5 protein-coding genes are annotated in these 5,562 nt (G+C 38.0%); 4 read left to right on the top strand and 1 reads right to left on the bottom strand.

Annotated elements, in window-relative coordinates:
* The coding region (gene rsgA / locus Q0R37_RS14875; protein WP_294755359.1) for a ribosome small subunit-dependent GTPase A at positions 1–682 on the top strand (682 nt) is incomplete at its 5' end.
* A 434-nt stretch (positions 683–1,116) separates the two neighbouring features.
* On the opposite strand, the gene Q0R37_RS14870 is transcribed toward rsgA, so the two are convergent.
* A complete protein-coding gene (locus tag Q0R37_RS14870) occupies positions 1,117–1,623 on the bottom strand; it encodes a hypothetical protein (protein WP_294755358.1) in 507 nt (168 codons plus the stop codon).
* A gap of 340 nt (positions 1,624–1,963) precedes the next feature.
* Here Q0R37_RS14870 and Q0R37_RS14865 point away from each other — a divergent pair, with 340 nt between their 5' ends.
* From Q0R37_RS14865 to Q0R37_RS14855, 3 genes are all read left to right on the top strand, one after another.
* Entirely contained in the window at positions 1,964–2,719 is a 756-nt protein-coding gene (locus tag Q0R37_RS14865; RefSeq protein WP_294755357.1) for a Cof-type HAD-IIB family hydrolase, read from the top strand.
* 653 nt (positions 2,720–3,372) lie between these two features.
* Positions 3,373–3,675, top strand: coding sequence for a dockerin type I domain-containing protein (locus Q0R37_RS14860; protein WP_294755356.1), 303 nt, complete (start codon positions 3,373–3,375; stop codon positions 3,673–3,675).
* Positions 3,676–4,750: 1,075 nt separating this feature from the next.
* Positions 4,751–5,317 (top strand): hypothetical protein, encoded by a 567-nt coding sequence (locus Q0R37_RS14855; protein ID WP_009987060.1) that lies wholly within the window; start codon positions 4,751–4,753, stop codon positions 5,315–5,317.
* Positions 5,318–5,562 lie beyond the last annotated feature (245 nt).

The raw sequence follows: 5,562 nt of genomic DNA, 5'->3' as shown, positions 1-5,562 counted from the left end.
CTTCAATCTCAGGCGAATTGAAAGATATCTGACTGCTGCATGGGACAGCGGTGCTGTTCCTGTTGTTCTTTTGACGAAAACTGACCTTTGTGATGAAGTCACCGCAAAGATCGCTCAGATAGAAAGTGTTGCAGTCGGAGTTGATATCATTACGACATCAGTCGCTGAACCTGACGGTTACAGTCAGATCACGCCGTATCTGAAAGCTGGAAAGACTCTTGCTTTTGTAGGCTCGTCAGGTGTAGGCAAATCGACGCTTATCAATCACCTTCTGGGAGATGACAGGCTTGATACGAATGGACTACGTAACGATGACAAGGGCAGACATACCACTACTCACCGTGAACTGATTATGCTTCCAGGCGGCGCTATGGTCATTGATACGCCTGGTATGCGTGAAATGGGAATGTGGGACAGCAGCGAAGGACTTTCGGCTACATTTGAAGATATCGAGGAACTTTCAGCAAAGTGTCGCTTCAAGAACTGTACTCACAAATCTGAACCTGGATGTGCAGTACAGGCTGCTATCAAAAATGGTGAACTTTCAGAGGAGCGGCTGTCATCTTATGAAAAGCTGAAAATTGAAAATGCTTATTCTGAAGATGCTGAAGGATATCTGGCAGCAAAAGAGGAAAAATTCAAAAAGATAGCCAAGTACAATAAAGCTAACCATAAAAAGTAAGATGAACGCTATATAAGAACACCAGCTCCCTTACGGGAGCTGGCTTCATTTGTAACATTATATCGCCTTTTCTTCGTGTGAATTTCGTGTGAATTCGTGTGAATTATGCCTGTTTTTTCTTCACACGCAACTGCAAATTTTCATTTAAAACTGTTTTCTGTAGGTAACAGAAAAGCCTGTATTTCGGTGTTTTTCTCGAAATACAGGCTTTTTAATTCTGGCGGACAGAGAGGGATTCGAATATTTGTAACGCACTGTTTTTGCCTATTTATAGCCTTTTATAATTTTCGTGTGGAATAAATGAGTGGAATAGTTTTATTCTGAATGAAAACCAATTCTGCTATAGCTATTATATTTCGATTGTTGGAATATTAATAACTACCAAATGTTTATTCGCTTTAATCGAGACTGCTTATGATCTTAAGAAGAAATTTCTATATTAGTAACGCATCATTTCCTGTAATGCCCGATGTTGATGTGTCAATATCGGCATTTAAAGAACCCTGATCTGTAAGACGCCTGCTGTCAGTACCATTAATTCCATACTTGTTAGGATTTGCAAGAGCCTGCATGATAAGTACAATGTCTGACATATCAATATTGCCGTCACAGTTTGCATCACCTTTAGCTGTTGTTTTACTGAGCTTTATAATAAGATCCTGATGTTCACCGTATTTTGTAAAAGAAATATTCGGTTCTTCATATTTATATGCATAGCCCTCTGGAATATTGGTCAATTTAAAACTGTAATCGTCACTCCAAAATCTCAGATAATCCAAATGAATCTCAGGTGTATCGTTAGTATTCCAGCTGATATTTCCGGGATAATTCGGTGATGACATAACAGCAGTTACACCTTCAACATTTTCTCCCGTTTCTTCATCAACGACCTTAATATCAGCCGTATGTTCGTCATCGTCGATAATAAGAATGTGGGACATAGTTCACCTCGAAGCATTTTTATTATAGCATTTATTATATCATTTATTTTAGTGAATTGCAAGCTTGAAAATCATTTGTGGGATTATTTCTTATGCATTGCAGAGCGCACATACCATGTAAGTGGTATATAAGTGCGCCCTTAGATCAGGAAAAGATTTTTGGCAGATGAAAAATAAAATTTCGCAGTGACAATTGATAAAAGGATTCTTAAAAATGCACAGAGTCTATGGAAAAAATCTAACCTTGACAATCGCCTTTATAAAGTGTATGATAAGATAGAAGACTAAGAAGCAATAGTATATTGAACCATGACTCAAAACGTACAAAAAGAGGTAATTTATGAAAAAAGCTGTATTTTTAGATGTAGACGGCACACTTCTTCCAGAAGGAAACGGAAAATCTGTTTTGGAAAGCACAAAAGAAGCGATTAAACTTCTTCAGGCGCAGGATATCGGAGCTGTACTCTGTACAGGACGTCACCCGACAGAATTAGTTACTCTAGGACTCCTTGACGTCCTGTACGACGGTTTTGTCCTTCTCAATGGTCAGCTAGTTCTTGACAGAAATATGAAAAAGCTTTACAGCCATCCAATTACAGGGATCGATAAAAAAGAAATTGTAACCATGTTTGAAAACCGTGATATTCCTGTTGTAATTGTTGAGGAAAAACGCTTGTATCTGAACTTTATAAATGAAAATGTTATTCAAGCGCAGGCTGATGTAAACTCAGGCGTTCATGCCGTTGGAGAATATAATGGAGCTGATATTTTAATGTCAACCGTTTATGCAGATGAAAATGTCAGTTTCTCAAATCTGCGTACAGGACGGTGGCATAAATGGGCAGTGGATGTTTATCCTCCAACAGGCGGAAAGGCAAACGGTATAAGAGAATTTATAAAAAGATACGGTGTTGAGAGAAAAGATGTTATCGTATTCGGAGATGCACAAAACGATATCGAAATGATAAAATATGCAGGTGTCGGAATCGCAATGGGCAATGCATACCCCGAAACAAAAAAAGCAGCAGATTTTATCACAGATGATTGTGAGCATGACGGAATATGGAACGGATTAAAGAAAATAAATCTGATTTAAATCCAACAAAAATACACAACCGTTTTTTACAACAAAACCGTACATTGAGTGCGTGGTTTTGATGAAAAGAAAGGAATATTATCTATACTCTGCCATTCCCTCCTTCATTCCCTGGACTCTCTTGCTCATAGATAAGCACAAGGATAGAAGATCTTTTTAAGCGTTCTTGCTTTCACAAGAGAAATAATTGTTACGTTAAAGTTATAGAAACAATCATATCTTATGACAAAAAGAAATGTCATTTTCATTGGAACATCACCAATAAAATAAGACATCTATTGATAAGTTTCACAGAAAAATCTCAGATGAAATTGAAAAATCGCCGTGTAGGTGTGTAAAATGCTCGTTTGCCTCTGTTTTATGACATTCCTTTTACACACCTATGTGCAGCACTACACACCTCATGTACAGCAATGGAACAGTAGCCGTGTAAAAAGCTCAGCGATATATAAGCGATTACACACCATGTGCAGCATACACACCGTTTTTGAAATCCATTAAAAAATGTTAAGCGGAGAAAGTGCTATTTTCTGAGGATAAGAGAATCTTGAAAAAAACTCATTACAACAAAGCATTAGTCATTGCTGCCGCCCTGGCTGTAGGATGCAGCATCCGATACAATATCAGTTAGATTAACCGATGTTTATATTGTAATGAAACGCGGTGGAAAGATAACATCAACTATTAATTTGGGTGATGTAAATAATGATAATCTCATCAACGCAGTCGATGCGTCAATTGTTTTGACTTACTACGCAATGATTTCTACCAATAAGAATGGCAATTTCACTGACACTCAGAAGAAAACATCTAATATTGATAACAATGGTGATATCAATGCTCTAGATGCATCATATACTCTTTCATACTACGCATATACATCTAACACTAAGGAAGATATTATGTCGATTGAAGAGTATATGGCGAGCGAAGAACCGAAGACCAAAGTTATATGAAAGCATTAGTGCTAGAAAACATGTTTCAACATAAATTACCCATAAACAAGCATGAGTATCTCATCTCTCGCCTGATGAGGGGATAATTATATTCCGCTTTCAAATATAAGAATAACAGCTCCCGTAAAGGGAGCTGACTTCTTTAATAGCTTTGTACCACCAATAAATTTCGTGTGATTTTCGTGTGATTTCGTGTGATTTTTGACTGAAAATCAGTCACACGCAACTGCAAAATTGCAGTTGTAACTGTTTCATACAGGCTTCTTTAAAAGAGCGGACAGAGAGGGATTCGAATATTTGTAAAGCCTCGTTTCTGCCTATATATAGCCTTTTATATTTTTCGTATGGAATACTTGTAAGGAATGCGTTTTTAAAAGCTGAAATACTATTCTTCTAATTGAATTTAATTTCAACATTCTTTTCAATAATACATGAGAAAACCGTTGCAGTAAATACTGCAACGGCTCTATTCCCAATAGGGTGTCAATTACTTTTGCAACGTTTCAAAAGCCAATATATCACTTATATGAAACATTTTTTACTGTTTCAATAGACCTTGGGCTATTGAAATAATATAGTCACATTATATATTGACAAGTGTTTAGACTTCTGATAATATAAGAATAACGACATGGTTCCAAATACGTCACACGTTGAGTGCGTAGTTTTAATGTCAAGGCAAAAATCCTAAAACGCCGATTTATCGCGGATAATTGGCATTTTGCAGTTCAGTAAACAACCAAAATAAGCACTCATTTTCTGTATGCGGGAACACGTAATATCACCTAAAGAGATACAGACAGCATTTCGGCGCACTCGCGATATAAACAGTCTTTTTAAGCACTCGATTTTTTGTGCTTAAAACTGCTGTTTGTAACTTTTAAGTGTGTAGAAATGCTGTCACTCGTTAAAAAGTCCGAAAAATAGAGAAAAATCACGCTAATCAAAAATTGCGATTGAGAGGTAGGGTTGAGTGCGTGTAAAAGTTACCGCAAAGAAAGGACATAAATATGGTTACTGTTACAATTGAAGGCAATAGCCTCAAAGTTATTGTCTGACGAAAGGAGCGTTCATTATGAGCGATAAGGAATACTCGGGCTACAGAGGCTATATTATAAAGGTTAATGGCGAGATAGTCTATGATGCAGGCTTCTGCTGCATTGCTCATTACAACTATCCCGCAGACACAAGATACTATGTCCAGTGTGAATTCCCTGTAAAAACAGGTGCCCGTGAAACCAGCTGTCCGGAAATATGGACAAGTGACGAAACCGAGGCAAAATATCTGCTGGACAACCCTGACAAGGTAGTGGAATGGCTCCGTGGACGTATCAAGGCTGACACGAAGTACAGCCGATATGTAGATCAACCCATAATCGAAAAGGATCATCAGTTGCCTAATTACGGAGGTCATCCGCAGCTTCTGGCGAAAACCCCGCAGTATATCATTTTTCGATGCCACTGGCCGGCACATGAGTACTATGAGCTAGCAGCAGATTACACTCCGAGAGGCTGCCATGATTGCGCTCCAATGTGGTCCTGCCGTATAACCAAAGAGCAGGCAAAGGATCTTCTTGCACATCACGAGAAAATAGGACCGTTTTTCGGTGAGATGCAGAAGAAATATCCCTACGGTGACTGAAAGTACATAAAGGAAACCTAAAATATGGCAAAAGTACAGCTTGTTCCTCTGGAGGCATCAGACCGGGAACAGTTTATATAAGATAATCAGGAAGCCTTCAACTACGGTGCAATGGAAGCCACGTATGTTGTCGAAAAAAGTATAAAGAACAGGAGTCAGAAAAATGCTTAGGCTTAGACCATTCAGAAAAAATGATGCAAAAACAATTATTACATGGACAAACAAAAAGGAAGAATTCTATAAGT

This window comes from uncultured Ruminococcus sp., from assembly GCF_946415235.1.
GTDB lineage: Bacteria > Bacillota > Clostridia > Oscillospirales > Ruminococcaceae > Ruminococcus.
Note: the sequence above shows the minus strand (reverse complement) of the source record. Positions and strands in the feature narration are given on the sequence as shown.